General features: G+C 63.2%; 19 protein-coding genes, 1 tRNA gene and 1 pseudogene. 10 read left to right on the top strand and 11 right to left on the bottom strand.

Annotation, left to right across the window (positions count from 1 at the left end):
• Positions 1-60: 60 nt before the first annotated feature.
• From IVB50_RS15385 to IVB50_RS15405, 5 genes are all read right to left on the bottom strand, one after another.
• Positions 61-1,212 (bottom strand): alpha/beta hydrolase, encoded by a 1,152-nt coding sequence (locus IVB50_RS15385; RefSeq protein WP_026233401.1) that lies wholly within the window; start codon positions 1,210-1,212, stop codon positions 61-63.
• A gap of 134 nt (positions 1,213-1,346) precedes the next feature.
• Positions 1,347-2,216: an MBL fold metallo-hydrolase gene (locus IVB50_RS15390; protein ID WP_018457569.1), complete on the bottom strand. Its 870-nt coding sequence runs from the start codon at positions 2,214-2,216 to the stop codon at positions 1,347-1,349.
• Between the two features lie 15 nt (positions 2,217-2,231).
• Positions 2,232-2,843 (bottom strand): glutathione S-transferase family protein, encoded by a 612-nt coding sequence (locus IVB50_RS15395; protein ID WP_018457568.1) that lies wholly within the window; start codon positions 2,841-2,843, stop codon positions 2,232-2,234.
• A gap of 156 nt (positions 2,844-2,999) precedes the next feature.
• On the bottom strand, positions 3,000-3,842 hold the full coding sequence (locus IVB50_RS15400; protein ID WP_018457567.1) for a fumarylacetoacetate hydrolase family protein: 843 nt from the start codon (positions 3,840-3,842) through the stop codon (positions 3,000-3,002).
• A 128-nt stretch (positions 3,843-3,970) separates the two neighbouring features.
• The gene (locus tag IVB50_RS15405) at positions 3,971-4,819 is read right to left on the bottom strand and encodes an MBL fold metallo-hydrolase (RefSeq protein ID WP_026233400.1); all 849 of its coding nucleotides are present in this window, start codon (positions 4,817-4,819) and stop codon (positions 3,971-3,973) included.
• Between the two features lie 136 nt (positions 4,820-4,955).
• On the opposite strand from IVB50_RS15405, the gene IVB50_RS15410 reads away from it, so the two are divergent.
• Positions 4,956-5,432: a DUF3775 domain-containing protein gene (locus tag IVB50_RS15410; protein WP_018457565.1), complete on the top strand. Its 477-nt coding sequence runs from the start codon at positions 4,956-4,958 to the stop codon at positions 5,430-5,432.
• Between the two features lie 12 nt (positions 5,433-5,444).
• Here IVB50_RS15410 and IVB50_RS15415 read toward each other — a convergent pair whose 3' ends face one another.
• The 3 genes from IVB50_RS15415 to IVB50_RS15425 all read right to left on the bottom strand — a co-directional run bounded on the left by IVB50_RS15415 (position 5,445) and on the right by IVB50_RS15425 (position 7,853).
• A complete protein-coding gene (locus IVB50_RS15415) occupies positions 5,445-6,434 on the bottom strand; it encodes an NADPH:quinone reductase (protein ID WP_018457564.1) in 990 nt (329 codons plus the stop codon).
• Positions 6,431-7,213 (bottom strand): SDR family oxidoreductase, encoded by a 783-nt coding sequence (locus tag IVB50_RS15420; protein WP_007605221.1) that lies wholly within the window; start codon positions 7,211-7,213, stop codon positions 6,431-6,433. Before IVB50_RS15420 ends, IVB50_RS15415 begins: the two co-directional genes overlap by 4 nt.
• Positions 7,214-7,340: 127 nt before the next feature.
• On the bottom strand, positions 7,341-7,853 hold the full coding sequence (locus tag IVB50_RS15425; RefSeq protein WP_018457563.1) for a CvpA family protein: 513 nt from the start codon (positions 7,851-7,853) through the stop codon (positions 7,341-7,343).
• A gap of 118 nt (positions 7,854-7,971) precedes the next feature.
• On the opposite strand from IVB50_RS15425, the gene IVB50_RS15430 reads away from it, so the two are divergent.
• A complete protein-coding gene (locus IVB50_RS15430) occupies positions 7,972-8,733 on the top strand; it encodes an SDR family NAD(P)-dependent oxidoreductase (protein WP_247296272.1) in 762 nt (253 codons plus the stop codon).
• Between the two features lie 64 nt (positions 8,734-8,797).
• Here the strand turns inward: IVB50_RS15430 and IVB50_RS15435 are convergent, their stop codons facing one another.
• On the bottom strand, positions 8,798-10,390 hold the full coding sequence (locus tag IVB50_RS15435; RefSeq protein WP_018457561.1) for a choline dehydrogenase: 1,593 nt from the start codon (positions 10,388-10,390) through the stop codon (positions 8,798-8,800).
• 120 nt (positions 10,391-10,510) lie between these two features.
• Positions 10,511-11,968, bottom strand: coding sequence for a coniferyl aldehyde dehydrogenase (locus IVB50_RS15440; protein ID WP_247296274.1), 1,458 nt, complete (start codon positions 11,966-11,968; stop codon positions 10,511-10,513).
• 312 nt (positions 11,969-12,280) lie between these two features.
• Here IVB50_RS15440 and IVB50_RS15445 point away from each other — a divergent pair.
• Together IVB50_RS15445 and IVB50_RS42690 are read left to right on the top strand one after the other, a co-directional pair.
• Positions 12,281-12,357, top strand: a tRNA-Met gene (locus IVB50_RS15445).
• Between the two features lie 127 nt (positions 12,358-12,484).
• The gene (locus tag IVB50_RS42690; protein ID WP_346658721.1) at positions 12,485-12,862 is read left to right on the top strand and encodes a hypothetical protein; all 378 of its coding nucleotides are present in this window, start codon (positions 12,485-12,487) and stop codon (positions 12,860-12,862) included.
• 36 nt (positions 12,863-12,898) lie between these two features.
• Here the strand turns inward: IVB50_RS42690 and IVB50_RS42695 are convergent.
• Positions 12,899-13,972 (bottom strand): annotated as a pseudogene (locus tag IVB50_RS42695) (recombinase family protein); the annotation flags it as partial.
• A 556-nt stretch (positions 13,973-14,528) separates the two neighbouring features.
• On the opposite strand from IVB50_RS42695, the gene IVB50_RS15455 reads away from it, so the two are divergent.
• The 6 genes from IVB50_RS15455 (at position 14,529) to tnpB (ending at position 16,903) form a co-directional block, all read left to right on the top strand.
• On the top strand, positions 14,529-14,831 hold the full coding sequence (locus IVB50_RS15455) for a hypothetical protein (protein ID WP_026233395.1): 303 nt from the start codon (positions 14,529-14,531) through the stop codon (positions 14,829-14,831).
• Positions 14,828-15,277: a type II toxin-antitoxin system VapC family toxin gene (locus tag IVB50_RS15460; protein WP_018457557.1), complete on the top strand. Its 450-nt coding sequence runs from the start codon at positions 14,828-14,830 to the stop codon at positions 15,275-15,277. Before IVB50_RS15455 ends, IVB50_RS15460 begins: the two co-directional genes overlap by 4 nt.
• The gene (locus tag IVB50_RS15465) at positions 15,274-15,678 is read left to right on the top strand and encodes a restriction endonuclease (RefSeq protein ID WP_018457556.1); all 405 of its coding nucleotides are present in this window, start codon (positions 15,274-15,276) and stop codon (positions 15,676-15,678) included. Before IVB50_RS15460 ends, IVB50_RS15465 begins: the two co-directional genes overlap by 4 nt.
• A gap of 129 nt (positions 15,679-15,807) precedes the next feature.
• Positions 15,808-16,050 carry a hypothetical protein gene (locus IVB50_RS15470; protein ID WP_018457555.1) on the top strand — a complete coding sequence of 81 codons (243 nt, stop codon included), beginning with the start codon at positions 15,808-15,810 and terminating at the stop codon, positions 16,048-16,050.
• Positions 16,051-16,134: 84 nt separating this feature from the next.
• Complete coding sequence (locus IVB50_RS15475; protein WP_247296276.1) at positions 16,135-16,515, top strand: transposase; 381 nt, start codon at positions 16,135-16,137, stop codon at positions 16,513-16,515.
• A gap of 34 nt (positions 16,516-16,549) precedes the next feature.
• Complete coding sequence (gene tnpB / locus IVB50_RS15480; protein ID WP_247296278.1) at positions 16,550-16,903, top strand: IS66 family insertion sequence element accessory protein TnpB; 354 nt, start codon at positions 16,550-16,552, stop codon at positions 16,901-16,903.
• Positions 16,904-16,930 lie beyond the last annotated feature (27 nt).

The following is a 16,930-nucleotide window of genomic DNA, read 5'->3' on the forward strand; positions in this document are numbered from 1 at the left end:
CGGCCCTGTCTGATTAGTTTAGAATAATTCTAAACTATATAGGGCGCTTGGGTTACCGGGTCAAACCACGCCGCGGCTCTTCGCCAGGAAATCGAGCAGCAGGCGGCTCACCTCGGCCGGCTGCTCCTGCTGCACCCAGTGACCGGCGCCATCGACGAGGTGGCAGCCCAGCAGCTTCGTGCAGGCCCGCGCCTGCATGGCCTCGAATACGCCGGGACGCTGATAGGTGCCCCAATCCTGCTTGCCCGAGATGAAGCAGGAGGGGATGTCGATGTTGCGGCCGGCCAGCAATTGGAGCTGGCTGTTGAATGCGCCCGATGTGCCGCAGCGGTACCATTGCAGGCCGCCCTGGAATCCAGTGCGGCCATATTCGGCGCTGTAGTAGCCGAGCTCGCGGTCGGGCAGCCATTGATTGGCGGCGATTGCGGCCTGCGAGGGCATCTCCTTCGCGACCGTCTCGGCCATGGTCTCGTTCAGGTCCATCACATAATAGGTCGGCAGCTTCGCAAGCTCGTTCGCCGACCAGGATTTCAGCGGATATGGCTTGTTGTCGGTCCAGTCCGCGCTCTTGTGATGATAGTAGGCGCGCAGGAAATCATGCACGCCCTGTGGCGCGCGGTGCATGTCGGCATTGGCCGGGCGTGTCGCATAGTACCATTGATAATGCTTGCGTGGACGCGGCAAGGCGGCGAGCTCGCGATGCACGGGGTCTTCGGCCGCTGGCTTTACCGGCGTGTCGACCGTGTTGAACGGCAGCGGCGGCGCTCCGCCGAATGGCGCGCTCATCATCGTCACCGAACGAAATACGTCGGGCCGCATCAGCGCGCACCAGGCCGCGACTGGGCTGCCGAAATCATGTCCGACCACGTCGACTTGCCTGTAGCCGAACGCCGACACCAGCCCGAGCGCATCCCGCACCAGGTTGAAGAGCGAAAAGGGCGCGAGATCGCCGTCATACTCCGCGCTCCATCCCGTCGTCCGGCCATAGCCGCGCTGGTCCGGCGCGATCACGTGATAGCCAGCCGAGCTCAGCGCCGGCATCACCTTTCGCCAGGAGAAGGCAAGCTCGGGAAAGCCGTGCAGCAGCAGGGTGCAGGGCCGCCCCTTGGTCTCGAAGCCGGCCTCCAGCACATGCATGCGCAGGCCGTTGATATCGTCGACATAGCGTGAGCGGATGCCGGCGGGGAGCGGGATGTCGGGGAGCATTGTCATTTGCTTTCTCCACACGGGTGGAATCGTAAGGAGGGCAAAGGCGCGCTTCGCGCGCCGTGCCTACCATCATTCTACAACGCGTTTGGCATGGTGGGCACGCTTCGCTTTGCCCACCCTACGATTGCGCCATTCGACTACACCGCCGCGCATACGAAGCCACTGCCCTTGCGCCGGATCTTCCCAACGGACGGCGACGGGAAATGCGCGGTGCAGCACAGCGTGTCGGTGTCGCAATAGCGTTCCAGGAAGCTGCGGCGCGTCGTTGCCGCCCTGGCTTGATCGAGGTCGAACTTGACCGACAGCTCCGGATAGAGCGTCTGGATCGGTGAGTGCATGAGGTCGCCGGAGAACACGGCGTCGTCCTTGCCGTGGCCCATCGTGATGGCGATATGGCCCGGCGTGTGGCCCGGCGTCGGCAGGATGCGGACGTGATCGCCGATCTGGTGATCGTTGCCGACAAGCTCGTGGCGTTTGGCCTCGACCACCGGCAGCACGCTGTCGGCGAAGGGCGGCACCTCCGCCTTCGCGTTCTGCTCGGTCCAATGATCGAACTCCTGCTTGGCGAAGACGTAGCGCGCTTTCGGGAAGGTCGGCACCCAGCGGCCGTTCTCCAGACGCGTGTTCCAGCCGACGTGATCGACATGCAGATGCGTGCACATCACGAAGTCGATGTCGTCAGGCGAGAATCCGGCAGCGTTGAGTCCGCGCAGATAGGTGTCGTCGGTCTTCATGTTCCATTTCGGGCGCTGCGGCCGCGGCTTGTCGTTGCCGATGCAGCTGTCGACCAGAATGGTGTGGTGCGGCGTCTTGATCACATAGGACTGGAAGCACAGCATCAATGTGTCGCCGTCATCCAAGGCTTTCGCCTCCCTCATCCACGCGCGGTTCTCGGCCAGCAGCTCCGGTGTCAGCCCCGGCAACATCTCCAGCGCCGGGACGAACGAGGTTTCCTGCTCGATGATGCGATGGATGGTGAGATCGCCGACCGCGTATTTCAGGCTCATATGAACTCCCGCGCTTTACGCCGCCGGCGGCACCGAGATCTTCACGGAGGGCCGCTCGAGCATCTTTTGATGGAAGGCATCGAGCTTCGGATAGGCCTTGCGCCAGCCGCAATCGGCGAAGCGGAAGTCGGCATAGCCGAGCACGCAGACGAGGCCGATCTGCGAGATGTCGAACGGACCGTTGAGGACATCGGGCATGTTCTCGAAGCGCGCCATGCCGGTCCAGGCCCGATTCCAATGGTCGTCCGACCACGCCTGCCATTGCAGGCCCTGCGGTCGCACCATCTTCTCGTAGCGGCACAGCAGCATGGAATCGAGCATGCCGTTGATCAGGGAATGATTGGTCTTGGCCTTCCAGCGCCGCGGACCGTAATCGGGGATCAGGCTGCCGCCGGCCATCTCGTTGAGGTATTCGACGATGACATACGAGTCCAGGATGACGTCGCCGTCATTGGTGATCAGCACCGGCAGCTTTTTCAGCGGCGTGATGCGTGAATAGTCCTCGTTGGCCGTGCCGGGCGCGACGCTCGCCGGCGTGAGTTCGATCTTGTCGATCAGCCCGAGCTCGATCGCGGCGATGCGCACCTTGCGGGCAAAGGGCGAGGCGGGGGAGAAGGTGAGCTTCATGGGACAATTCCCTGCGATCGGTCTTGAGCAAATGGTGTCTCGTCCGTCATGGCCGGGCTTGACCCGGCCATCCACGCGCTTCCGCGTGGCTAGACTGTGAGACGTGGATGCCCGGGACAAGCCCGGGCATGACGACGAGTGTGCGCTGGCCGAGGCTTACGCCGCGACGATCTCCTGGCGCTGCTCGCCAAGACCCTCGATGCCGAGCGTGATGACGTCGCCGACATTGAGGAAGGTCGGCGGCTTCATGCCGAGGCCGACGCCGGGCGGGGTGCCTGTCGTGATGATGTCGCCCGGCAGCAGCGTCATGAACTGCGAGACATAGGAGATGCACTTGGCCATCGAGAAGATCATAGTCTTGGTCGAGCCGGTCTGACGGCGCTGGCCGTTCACGTCGAGCCACATCGGCAGGTTCTGCACGTCCTTGATCTCGTCCTTGGTGGCGAGCCAGGGGCCGAGCGGGCCGAACGTGTCGTGCGACTTGCCCTTGGTCCACTGACCCAGGCGCTCGATCTGGAAGGCGCGCTCGGAGACGTCGTTGCAGACGCAGTAGCCGGCGACGTGGTTGAGCGCGTCGGCTTCCGAAACGTATTTTGCGCGGGTGCCGATGATCGCGGCGATCTCGACCTCCCAGTCGAGCTTGGTCGAGCCGCGCGGCTTCTCGATGGCGTCGTTCGGGCCGGACAGCGAGGTGTTGGCCTTCATGAAAATGATCGGCTCGCTCGGGATCTCCGCGCCGGTCTCCTTGGCGTGGTCGCTGTAGTTGAGGCCGATCGCCACGAATTTCGACATGCCGGTAACGGGGGCGCCGAACCGCGGCTTGCCGGAGACGGCGGGCAGCGAGGCGGGATCGAGCGCCGCCAGCTTCTTCAGGCTCTCGGGCGAATAGGCCTCGCCGGTCAGGTCCTTCACATGCGCCGATAGGTCCCGCAACTGGCCGGATTTGTCGATCAGGCCGGGCTTTTCCGCACCCTTCTCGCCATAACGAACAAGCTTCATTCTCGTTTCTCCCTGGAATGGACCGATCGGTTAAACAGCTTCATGGAACAGGGCGGCGGGAAATTCAACCGCTCAAAGAGGGCGCATTGCAGCCCTCTCGATTCGGGAGGTTCGTCCGGGGCACGAGACTAGGCCAGCGCCTCGAACCTGAATGCGTCCCCATCCCGCTTGATGTGCCCGGCCGAAAAGTGCCCGCCGATCACCAGCGTCGGGGTGTCGGCAAACCGGCCGAACAATTCGCGCCGCGTCGCGGCAGATTGGCTCTGATCGGAATCCGCGTTCGAGGACCAGCCGAGATGCGCCATCTGGCAGGGATGATGGGCGACGTCGCCCGTCAGCAGTCCCTGCTCGCCGTCCGACCGGATCAGAACGCTCATATGCCCGGGGCTGTGGCCGGGGGTTGGGATCATGCTGATCTCCTCGCTGAGCCGGTGGTCGCTCGCGACCAACTCCGCCCGGCCGGCATCGACGATCGGCTTCACGGAATCGACAAACACGGCCTGCTTGTCCGGCTCGGTGGAGTGGTCGCGCCAGTGCTGGTATTCGGTCTTGCCGAAGACGTAGCGCGCGTTGGGGAAGCTCGGCACCCATTTGCCGTCGACCCATTTCGTGTTCCAGCCGACATGATCGACATGAAGATGCGTGCACAGCACGGTATCGATGCTGTCGGGCGGAAAGCCCGCCGCAATCATCGTCTCCAGGAATGGTGTGGTGCGATTGTTCCAGGTCGGGACGTTGCGGCCCTGCTTGTCGTTGCCAAGTCCGGTATCGACCACGATGCGGCGCGAAGGAGTTTCGAGCACCAGCGAATGGATCGACATTTTCAGCCGGCCTTCTTCCGTGGCGAAATGCGGGATCAGCCAGGGCAGCTTCCGGATTTCATCGTTGGTTGCTGCCGGGAGGATGAAGCGGGTTGAACCCACCGTCTCCATCTCGACGAGTTTGGTGATCTTGACCCTGCCGACTTTCCACTGCATCCGGCGCATCCCCATGTTCTTGTTTGATGTTCTTGCTTTGCGGGGGAACATGCGCAGTTTCGCCCTCAGGCGCAATGGATCATCTGACGCCGTGCGGCGTTATCGCGGGAACCCAGGGAAAGACAAAGGGCCAGCCATGCCAGAGCTTGCGATTTCCGCGGAGAAGGTCGCCTTCATCATCGAAAAGGCGCGTGAATTCGACGTCAAGCAGGCGGATTCCGATCCGGATTCCGGCTCGAATGCGACTGATGACGATGCGGTCGACGTCCTCGAGGATGACGGCTCCGATCCGGTCGTCAACGAACTCGGAAGTTTCATCGTGGCCATGAACGAGGACGAGCAGATCGATCTCGTCGCGCTGACCTGGCTCGGCCGCGGCGACGGCACGATCGACGATTGGGACGATTTGCGCGCACGCGCCGTGGAGGCACGCGCGGAGTATCGCAGTCCCCGGCGCGAGACGGCGCATTATCTGCTCGGTGAGCCGATGCTGGGCGATCTGCTCGCCGACGGGCTCGATGAATTCGGCGTCGACTGGACCGACGGAGACCTGGTGGCCGATTCATCCGCTCCAAGCCAGCGGGACGAAGACGAGATCACCAAGCAGCGGTGATTCCGGCCGATATCAGCGCGCGCAGTCGACCACCACGGTGCCGAGCTTGTCGCCTTTCTCGACGGCGACATGGGCCTGCGCCGTCTCCGACAGCGCAAACTGCGCCGCGACATTGTGGATTCGCGGCCCCGCTGCCAGCCATTTCGAGATGTCGGCCTGCGCCGCCGCAAGCAGCGCCGGCGGCAGCGCGAACAAGACGAGCGAGCGGAGCGTGATGCACTTCTCCATCAGCTCGCGCATCGGCACGGTCGGCGTGCGGTTGCCGTTCGTGGCGTAGACCGCGATTGTCGAATTCATGGCCATCAACTTCAGGGTCGTCGCGATGTTGCCGCCGAAATCGACATCGACCAATTGGTCGACCCCGCGTCCGCCGGTGAAGGCCATGGCCTTGGCAACGACATCTTCGTCCCTGTAATTGACCACGAGATCGGCACCGGCTTGTCGCGCATGCTCGCCTTTTATCGCCGAGCTGACGGTCGCGATCACCTGCGCGCCGCCCCATTTCGCGAGTTGCACGGCGTAATGTCCGACTGCACCCGCGCCGCCGGTGACCAGCACCGACTTGCCGACGATCGGCCCGTCCGCAAACAGGGAGCACCACGCCGTCATTGCGGGAATGCCCAGCGTCGCGCCTTCCGCAAAAGAGAGATTGTCCGGCAACGGCGTCACCAGATGCTCGGCAAGCGCGATATATTCGGCCGCGGTGCCAAAGGCGCGGCCGTTACGCTGGCCGTTGAACAGCCAGACCCTGTCGCCGATCTTGAACCGCGTCGCGCCATCGCCGATCTGGTCGATAAAGCCCGCGCCATCGCTGTTCGGAATGACGCGCGAAAATTCCTTGGCGCGATAGCCGCCCCCGCGCCGGCCGACATCGGCCGGATTGACGCCGGAGGCTTCCAGGCGAATACGAACTTCGCCTGGACCTGCGACCGGCGTGGCCATCTCACCATAGGTGAGGACGTCCGCCGCCGGTCCTGTCTCCTCGTACCAGACCGCCCTCACAGCGTTCCCGGGAAGGCACCGCCATCGAGCAGAAGGTTCTGCCCGGTGATGAAGCCGGCCTTGGCGCCGCACAGGAATGCGCAGGCATAGCCGAACTCCTCGGGATCGCCGAAGCGGCCCGCGGGATTGAGCTTGGCGCGCTCGGCCAGAACCTGGTCCGGCGTGATGCCGCGCTTCTCGGATTCCCCCTTCGCGGTGCTGCGCAGGCGATCGGTCTCAAACGGGCCCGGCAGCAGGCCGTTGATGGTGACGTTGTTGATCACGGTCTTGCGCGACAGGCCGGCAATGAATCCGGTGAGGCCGGCGCGCGCGCCGTTGGAGAGACCGAGGATGTCGATCGGCGCCTTCACCGCCGCTGAGGTGATGTTGACGATGCGGCCGAACTTGCGGGCCATCATGCCGTCCACCGTCGACTTGATCAGCTCGATCGGGGTCAGCATGTTGGCATCGATCGCCTTAATCCAGTCGTCGCGGGTCCAGTTGCGGAAATCGCCGGGCGGAGGTCCGCCGGCATTGTTGATCAGGATGTCCGGCTCGGGGCAGGCCTTGAGCACGGCCTCGCGGCCCGCCGGCGTCGTGATGTCGCCGACGATCTCGGTGACGGTCACATCAGGATAGGCTTTGCGGATGTCGTCGGCCGTCTTCTTCAGGGCCTCGGCGCCGCGCGCGGTCAGCGTGACGTGAACGCCGGCCTCGGCCAGCGAGATGGCGCAGGCGCGTCCGAGGCCTTTGCTGGATGCGCAGACGATGGCGCGGCGGCCTTTGATCCCAAGATCCACTGTTTCACTCCCGTAATGTCAGGCAGGTTTTTAGAGCCGCTATTCTAGCCAACCTTGGCGCCGCTGATAAGGGATTGGCTCGCATCAAAATGCATGCACGCTTGCGCGGCGATGCAAATGCGCCTCATCAGATGCGCCGCTCCTGCTTGAGACGGTCGATCGCGGAGGCCGCCTCCGGCGGCAGCGACTTGAAGCCCATCTGGCCGACCGTCGAGAACAGCGGCCGCAGATGCGAACCGGCGAGGAACGGCGGCTGCCGGTTGGCCGGCACGATCTGGTCGAACACCAGCACCAAGGTGGTGGCGACGAGGCCGACCCTGATGGCGCCGAGCGCGGCGCCGCCGAGGCGGTCGCCGATGCCGGCGTCGCGTATCGTGTCGCTCAGCGCCAGCCGGCCGAGATGTCCAAACAGCATGCCGACCACCACGAAGATGCCGAAGAACCAGATCCAGTTCTGCAGCAGCGGCGCATTCGGATTGCCCGCGACCTGCGGGACGATCAGCGGCATCAGCGCAACCGCGATGGGGGCGGCGAGGAGATAGGCCAGGATCGTCATGGCGCTGCCGAGCAGGCCGGTCCTGAAACCGAAGCCGATCGCGATGGCGAGCGCCGCATAGACGGCGAGATCGAAACTGTTCATGCGCGGGAGCCTGCCATGGAACGAGTGAACGCAGAACCGATCATTCCGGTTTCAGATCGTTAAAATCGTCTGTATTGATGGCCAAAACCGATGACCCCAAAGCTCAGGGACGCGCCCAATGTCAGACCTATTCGACGTCAGTCGAGAAACCATCCTCGTCACAGGTGCGAGCCAGGGCTTGGGGCGGCAATTTGCCCGGGTGTTGGCGGCACATGGCGCGGCCGTCGCGCTCGCGGCGCGGCAGACCGACAAGCTGAAGAGCCTGGAAGACGAGATCCGCGGCAAGGGCGGCCGCGCCGCCGCCGTCGCGCTCGAGGTCACCGACATCGCATCGATCGCCAGGGCCCTCGATGCCACGGAAGCCGCGCTCGGCCCGGTCACGGTGCTGATCAACAATGCTGGCATCGCGATCGAAAAGCTCGCGACCGAGCAGACCGAGGCCGATTGGGACGCGGTGATGGGCGCCAATCTCAAGGGCGCCTATTTCCTCGCGACCGAGATCGCGCGCCGCATGATCGCGAGCAAGCAGGCAGGCAACATCGTCAACATCGCCTCCGTGCTCGGCACCGGCGTGCTGAAGGCGGTGTCGCCTTACGCGATCTCCAAGGCCGGCATCATCCAGGCGACCAAAGCGATGGCGCTGGAGCTTGCGGGGCAGAACATCCGCGTCAACGCGCTGGCACCCGGCTACATCGACACCGAGATGAACCACGCGTTCTGGGCGACGCCGCCGGGCGAGCGCCTGACCAAGCGCATTCCCCAGCGCCGCATCGGCGCCGAGTCCGATCTCGACGGCGCGATCCTGCTGCTGGCCTCGAAGGCCTCGCGGTACATGACGGGCAGTGTGGTGACGGTGGACGGCGGGTTCTTGCTGAATTGAGAAGCTGCTATCGTCCCGGCCCCCCATGCGCAATTGCGCACTAGGCCGGGACGACGAGGTAGAGTCACCGCATCTCGCCCCTGATCATATCCGCCGCCTTCTCGCCGATCATGATCGCCGGCGCATTGGTGTTGCCGCCGATCAGTGTCGGCATGATCGAGGCGTCGACGACGCGCAGACCTTCCACGCCGTGCACCTTCAGCGCCGGATCGACCACGGCCATCGCGTCGGTGCCCATCTTGCAGGTGCCGACGGGGTGATAGACGGTGTCGACACGCGCGCGCAGGATGGCGCGGATATCGTCGTCCGTTCTCACATCGGACGTGAACATGTCCTTCTTCTGCAACGCGCGCATCGCGGGCGTCTCCATCAGCCTTCGCGTCGTCTTGAAGCCCGCGACCATCGTCTCGAGATCCTCCGCCTCGCCCAAGAAATTCGGATCGATCAGCGGCGCTGCCAGCGGATCGGCGCTTTTCAGCCAGACGCTGCCACGGCTCTTCGGCCGCAACAGGCAGACATGGCACGAGAAGCCCGCCTCCTTGTGCTTCTTGCGGCCGTGGTCGTCGAGCGTCGCGATGATGAAGTGCAGCTGGATGTCGGGCACATCGAGGTCGGCCCGGGTCTTCAGGAAGCCGCCACACTCGGCGAAATTGGTGGTCATCAGGCCGCGCCGCTCCCGGCGGTATCGTTGGATGGCGCGGAGCAGGGATGGTAGCCGGCCGAGCGACGAATGGACGAAGTGTGGATAGTCGGAGGCGTAGACGAACACGAAATCCGGATGATCCTGCAGATTGCGTCCTACGCCCGGCAAATGATGCACGACGTCGATCCCGTGGGCGGCAAGCGCCTTGCCGTCGCCTATGCCCGACAGCATCAGCAATTGCGGTGACTGGAAGGCGCCGGAGGCGAGGATCACCTCGCGACGGGCGCGTAGCTTCTTTGTCTGCTTGCCCTGGACATATTCGATGCCGACCGCGCGCCCACTTTCGAACAGGATGCGCGTGGCATGCGCCTGCGTCTCGACACGCAGATTGGCGCGCTTGTCCATGTGGGGATGCAGATAGGCGCGCGCCGCGCTCCAGCGCTCACCATTGTGCTGGGTCACCTGGTAGCTGCCGAGCCCTTCGTGATCCTCTTCATTGAAGTCCTCGCGGATGCGGAACTGCGCCTCGCGGGCGGCCTGATGGAAGATGTCGTGGATCGGATTGTCCGCGCGCAGTCTGTTGACATGCAGCGGGCCGCCCTTGCCATGATAGGCGCCGTCGAAATCGGCGTTGTTCTCCGAGCGGTTGAAATAGGGCAGCACGTCGGCATATGACCAGCCGGCATTGCCGAGCGAGGCCCAGTGGTCGTAGTCCCATTTGTTGCCGCGGATATAGACCATGGCGTTGATCGCCGAGGATCCGCCGAGTCCCTTGCCGCGCGGTTGATAGCCGATCCGGCCGTTCAATCCCTTCTGCGGCACGGTATCGAAACCCCAGTTCGCCGCCTTGTATGGCAAAGCCAGTCCGAACGGCGTGGTGATCCGCCAATTGTCGTTCCGACCGCCGGCATCGAGCAGCGCCACGGATGTCCCCGCATCCTCCGACAGCCGCCCCGCCACCGCGCAGCCGCCGGAGCCCGCGCCCACGACGACGAAATCGAATGTGTCCGTCACTGATGTTTCCCCCTGCATTCATTCTTTCCGTCATTGCGAGCGCAAGCGAAGCAATCCAGACCTTTGCCGCGGAGGGATTCTGGATTGCTTCGCTGCGCTCGCAATGACAGGTGCTGAAACCTACGACACGAATCGCATCATCTTCTCCAGCCGCGCGATCTTGCCGCCATAAGGCGGATAGAGGTCGGCGAGGCGGTTGAATTTCGAGCGGTAGAACACCGGCTTCAGCTTGCCGAACGTGCGAAAGCCCCATTTGCCGTGATAGGCGCCGGTGCCGGATGCGCCGACGCCGCCCATCGGCTGGTTGATTTGCGCGAAGTGGAACAGACAGTCGTTGACCGTGACGCCGCCGGAGACGGTGCGCGCCAGCACCTCGTCGCGCGCAACGCGGTCCTTGCCGAACCAGTACAACGCCAGCGGCCGGTCGCGGGCGTTGACGAAGGCGATGGCGTCGGCCGGGTCGCGATAGCCGAGCACGGGGAGCACGGGGCCGAAAATCTCCTCCTGCATGGCCGCCATGTCTTCGCTCGCGCCCACGATCAGCGTCGGCGGGAATTTGCGGTGCGCCTTCCAGTTGGGATCGTCCGGCTTCGCCGGCTGCAGGATCTTTGCGCCGCGACGTGCCGCATCGGAGACGAGATTTTCCAGCCGCGCATAATGCCGGTCGGAGATCACGGAGGTGTAGTCCTTGTTCGAGGGGTCGGTGCCGAACATGCGTCGCATCTGCGCGCGAACTTTTTCGGCAAAGGCCTGCAACGCGCGCTCGGGCACCAGCACATAGTCGGGCGCGATGCAGGTCTGCCCGGCATTGAGCAGCTTGCCGTAGGCGATGCGCTCGGCGGCCTCTTCGAGATCAGCCGAGGCGTCGATGATAACAGGCGACTTGCCGCCGAGCTCGAGCGTGACGGGCGTGAGGTTACGCCCCGCGGCCTCCGCCACCAGCCGCCCCACCCGGGTCGAGCCGGTGAACACGAGATGATCGAACGGCAGATGCGCGAAGGCCTTTGCGACCTCGTCTTCGATGCCGGTGACGAGCAATTCCGCAGCGTCGAACCGCTCGGCGACCGTCTCCTTCAGCAGCGATGAGAAGTGCGGCACAAGCTCGCTCGGCTTGATAATGACGCGGTTGCCGGCGGCGAGCGCGCCGATCGCGGGCGCGAGCGTCAGCTGCAGCGGATAATTCCAGGGCGCGATGATGCCGACGACGCCGAGCGGCTGCGGCATCAGCCGGTTGCGCGCGGGCAGGAATTGCAGCGCCGTCGAAACGCGCTGCGGCGCCATCCAGCTCTTGAGGTGCTTGGTGGCATGACGGATCTCGGAGAACACCATCATGGTCTCGGCGATATTGGTCTCGACCGCGCAGCGGTGACCGAAATCGGCCGAGATCGCCTGCCGGAAGCGCTCCTCGTTGTCGGCGACGACAGTGCGCAACCGCGCCAGGCGGTCGAGCCGCTCGGCGAGGCCAGGCGCCGGCTCGGCCCGCGACCGCTCGACCATGGCATGGAAGGCGTCTTCGAGGCCCCGAAGCGGGGCGCTCGGCGGGGGGCGATCTGAGGGGCGATCCAAGGCGTGGTCCATGGCGTTCTCCCCCATTAAGTGGCGTTTCCGCCTGGTTTTGTTGCCGCAAGCTGGCCCCTTGTGGAACTTCTGGCAAGGGCCGGCCAAATAGGCCGCAAATTCGTCCACCGCGCTGTCATAAAGTCGAAAAAAACGTTCTCGCAGCCCTTTCCAAAGGCACCCCGGGTTGGTACATACCGCCCGCACCCAACGGGCTTTGCCCGGGGTTGCCTTCCAAGGAAGCCTTCGGGACGGACGAAGCAAGCCACGCGAACAGCGCCGGCCCTTCATTCACCGTCCCCGGCGCTTTCACGAAGGCAAAGCAACGGTTAACGCGGGGTGGAGCAGCCCGGTAGCTCGTCAGGCTCATAACCTGAAGGTCATAGGTTCAAATCCTATCCCCGCAACCAACGATTCTTGCGAAAGCAAGGCACCCAAAACCCCGGCCTCCGAAAGGACGTCGGGGTTTTTCTTGTTCGCGGCAAACTGAAGGATCGCGGCCAGATCGCCGCGCAGCACAATCGCCAGCTCCGCCTCTTGAGGCACAAGCGTCACCTGATCGACCAAGGTGCGAAAGACTTCCGCCGCCTCGGCCTTCCCGTCCCCATTCTGCAGGCTCTCATAGAGCGCCGCGATCCGCTGGCGGTAGATCTCCGTCGTGTTCGGATGCAGGAGGGGCGGCGGCTCTTCCGCATTCGCAAGCTGATCCTTCAGCTCGGCCTTTCGGGCCTCGAGCCGCTTCATATCCTCAACGATGGCTTCGATCGGACCGCCAGCCTTGATAGCAGCCAGCAACTTTCCGAGTTCGCGCTCGATGCGCGGAAGCTCGTCTCGCATTGCTGCGAAGCCAGCTCCACGCTCAATCCGCAACCGGTTCACCTCGCGGGTGAACTCGTCGCAGAATTCCTTGAATAGCTCGGGCTCCATTAGATGGGTCTGCAAGCCGCTGAGCACCGAGGCCTCCAGCGCGTCCCGCCGAATATTCAGCCGGTTATCGCAGGTGCCTTTGTTCCGTGTCGTCGCGCAGCCCAGCAGATCTTTCGAGATCATGGTGTAGCCGCCGCCACAGCAGCCGCACTTCAAAAGGCCGGCAAACAGATGTTTTGGCCGCCGACGCTCGTTCAACGCATTCTCGCCAGGCTCAGATGTCTCATAGGCGAGGGATTGTTGGCGGGCCTTCGCCGCATTCCAGACTTCCTGGTCGATGATGCGCATCTCCGGTACCTCCTGAATCACCCACTCGGATTCAGGATTGAGGCGTGACACCCGTTTTCCAGTATCCGGGTCTTTCAGATAGCGTAGCCGATTCCAAACGAGGCGGCCGACATACAGTTCATTGTTGAGGATGCCGACGCCGCGCTTCGGGTTGCCATGGATTGTTGACGGCCCCCATTCGGCGCCCTGCGGCCCAGGCACGCCTTCCTTGTTCAACTCAAAGGCAATCGTGCGGGACGACTTGCCGGCAACGTAGTCTGCAAAGATACGGCACACGACGGCGGCTTCCGCCTCGTTGATCGTTCGATCGCCGCGGATCGGCTCGCCATTTGCCGTGAACTGCTTCACCACGTCATAGCCGAAGCACAGCCCGCCTCCGGACTTGCCGTCCTCGACGCGGCCGCGCAGCCCGCGGCGCGTCTTGTCGGCGAGGTCCTTCAAGAAGAGCGCGTTCATCGTGCCCTTGAGACCTACATGCAGATGCGTCACGTCACCTTCCGACAGCGTGACGATACGCACTCCGCTGAACGCCATACGCTTGAACAGTCCGGCGATATCCTCCTGATCGCGGCTTAGGCGATCCATCGCCTCTGCGAGCACGACGACAAATTTGCCGCGCATCGCATCGCTGATCAGTTCCTGAATGCCAGGACGCAACAGTGACGCGCCGGAGATTGCGCGATCGGTGTAGCTGTCGACGACTGTCCAGCCTTGCTTCTCGGCGTGCAGGCGGCACAACCGCAACTGGTCCTCGATGGAGGCGTCTCGCTGATTCTCTGATGAGTAGCGGGCGTAGAGCGCGACCTTCACGAGGCGACGTCCTTACTCCGGAGGGGGGGCTCGCGTCCGGCTATCAGTTTGGGCTCGAACGAAATCCCTTGCGGCCTGTCGCGCCAGCAGTCGGACCAGATTGACGAGGCGAGGATCGGGGTTCGATGAGGCGAGCGCCGCCGGTTCGCGGGTAGCGTCGGCGACCACGCAAAGCTTTTCGGCTGTCGTGCGTCTCGGTCGCGCCACGATCGCGTCCTTGTCCTCGCGCGGAAGATCCCGCTGCGCGACAATGATGCCAAGTGACGGCGTATTGGCAAGGCAAAGATGTGTTGTAAATCAATGCCTTGTGGCGCATATGAGCAAGTGCAGGCGAGGGGCAGAGTAGTGCCGGGGCACGGGTCGACCGTTCTCGTAGCAATAATATTTTTGTGATCGCCCCCCTTTGAACAGGGGAGTCTCATCACGGTGGCAACCCCCAGCAGCCTAAATGCCCGGGAGAGGCCGTCTCTATCTGCCGGGATCGTTAACAACTCGATCAGCCTTGTGCTCCAAAGAAAACGCGGCTATATATCTGGATATAGCACGGAGGCACGCCATGAGCAACAGTGCGCAGAAGAGAGCCCTCGAGAATTATCGGTCCCGCCTGACTAAGCGTGGCATCGCTCGGTTCGAGATCCAGGCGCTCGACGCTGACCGCGATCTACTCAGATCTCTCGCCCGAAAACTGACGGAGGAAAGTCCGGAAGCCGGGCAGCTTCGTCGAACCATACAGCAGGCAGTGGCTGGTGAGCCTCCGAAAGCGGGCGGCATTCTCGCCGCGCTACGTCGCTCACCTATGGTCGGTGCAGATCTCGACCTTAGCCGTTCGCGAGAAGAGGGGCGTAAGATCGAACTGTGACGCGCTACCTCCTTGATACCAATATCATCAGCAACGTCATAAGGCCGAAGCCGTCGGCCTTGCTGCTGGCTTGGATGGGGGCTCAGAAAGACGACGACCTCTTCATTACTTCCCTTACTGTCGCCGAAATCCGCCGTGGCATCTTAGAGAAACCGAAGGGCAAGAAGCGCAGCAGCCTTGAAACGTGGTTCGCCGGCTCCGAAGGTCCGCAAGCGCTGTTTGCTGGCCGCGTCCTATCGTTCGACGAGAAAGCTGCCCTCGTGTGGGCGCGGCTGATGGCCAACGGCAAAGCCAAAGGCCGTTCGCGAAGCGCGTTAGACACAATCATTGCTGCTGTAGCCGAAGCCAATGAGTGCGTGGTCGTGACCGACAATGAAAAGCATTTCGAGGACGTTCAGATTGTCAACCCGCTCCGTAGCTCTCGGAGCCAAGAGGTAGGCAGGTGACGATAGCTCGAGCGGTCCGGCCAATTCACTTCGAGGATTTCAGCGGCACCGAGTTCGAACGCCTCGTGTTCGCCTACCACCTTTGCGATGGCTGGACTGATCTCGCTTGGTTCGGCCAGACAGGAAGCGACCAAGGGCGTGACATCGTCGGCACACGTCCGTTCGACGACCAACCGGACGAGCGCACCGTTATTCAATGCGTCAATCGTGGCAGTCTCACCCAAGCGAAGGCGGAGAAGGATATGGCCGCCGCGGTGAATGCGGTGACCGGCAAACCTGACGCCTTCAAGTTCGTATGCCGTGGCAGTGTCTCGCCCCAGCGTCGCGACGATGTTCGTTCGGCGGCCGCCAAACTTGGTGTCCCTAAAGTAGCGATCTGGTCTGGCGCAGAATTCGAGTAGCATCTTCGGCTGCGAGCTGAATTTCTCCTGCGGCGCCTGGTCGACGGCATTCCGTTTCCGGACAGCGAAGGCGAGCTGCACAATTTCGTTGATAAGTTTCAGGACGTCGATGACGAGCAAGCCCTCGCAATGTTTGTGCGCGCCTTCGACCGGCCGGCGTTTCGGACGCCGTTTCAACAAGAGAGCAATCTACACGCTTTCCAGCAGGCCATCGACGACACCATCCGAGTGCTCAGCACAGGCATCTGGCAAACGCGAGAAGGCGTCGAAATCCATCGGCTCCCCTCGCTGCATCACATCCGCGATGTGGGCATCCGCAGCGCTCTGGAGCTGACGGTCCGTGAACTGGATCAGCTTCGCCGCCGATTGTAAGCGTAGCGCCGCGGCCCTTTAGATTGTCTGTGCGCGATCTTGGGAGCACCGTTAGAAGAGTCATCTTCTGCAAGGGTGCTCATAATGGACGATCATTCGGACGACATAAGACGACCATTGACACAGCGTATCGAAGTGTACGCCGGCGCAGGCCGTAAGCAGTGGCCGGATGATTTGAAGGCCCGGATTGTCGCGGAAAGCCTTGAGCCGGGCGCGGTTGTAACAGATATCGCACGCCGGCATGGCTGCCGGCCACAGCAGGTGCATGACTGGCGGCGCCGGGCGCGTTTAGGTCAACTGGTGCTGCCAGCTGCGGCGGGTGCACTGTCGTTTGTGCCGTTGGTGTCGGAATCGTCGCCATCGGCGGCTGCCGCGCCCTCCTCATCGCCGGAAGCAGCCGTTGTGACGGTTGAGCTCCAGGGGGCACGAGTTGAGGTGCGAGGGACGCTGGCCTTGCTGTGTTGAGTGATGTGTTCTTGGCGATTCGACGGACACGTTCATGTTGACGCCGCCCGCCAGCCTCATGATTTACGTTGCGACCCGACCTGTAGACTTCAGGAAGGGCGCGGATGGCCTGGCGCTGTTGGCGAAGGAGACGCTGGGCCACGATCCGATGAAGGGCGTGGCGGTGGTCTTCCGTGCGAAGCGCGCTGACCGGGTGAAGATGGTGGTCTGGGATGGCAGCGGCCTTGTGCTGTACTGGAAGCGGCTCGATGGCAGCGGCTTCAAATGGCCGCCGGTTGTTGACGGCGTCATGCAAATGAACGCGGCGCAGTTGTCGGCGCTTCTGGCCGGCATGGATTGGACACGCATGCATGCGCCTCGAATCCCGCAGCCGAAAGCGCTTGCGTAGGACATAAAATCTTCGCTGCATCGGGGC

The sequence above is a fragment of the Bradyrhizobium sp. 87 genome, from assembly GCF_023073015.1.
In the GTDB taxonomy this organism is placed as follows: Bacteria; Pseudomonadota; Alphaproteobacteria; order Rhizobiales; family Xanthobacteraceae; genus Bradyrhizobium; species Bradyrhizobium canariense_D.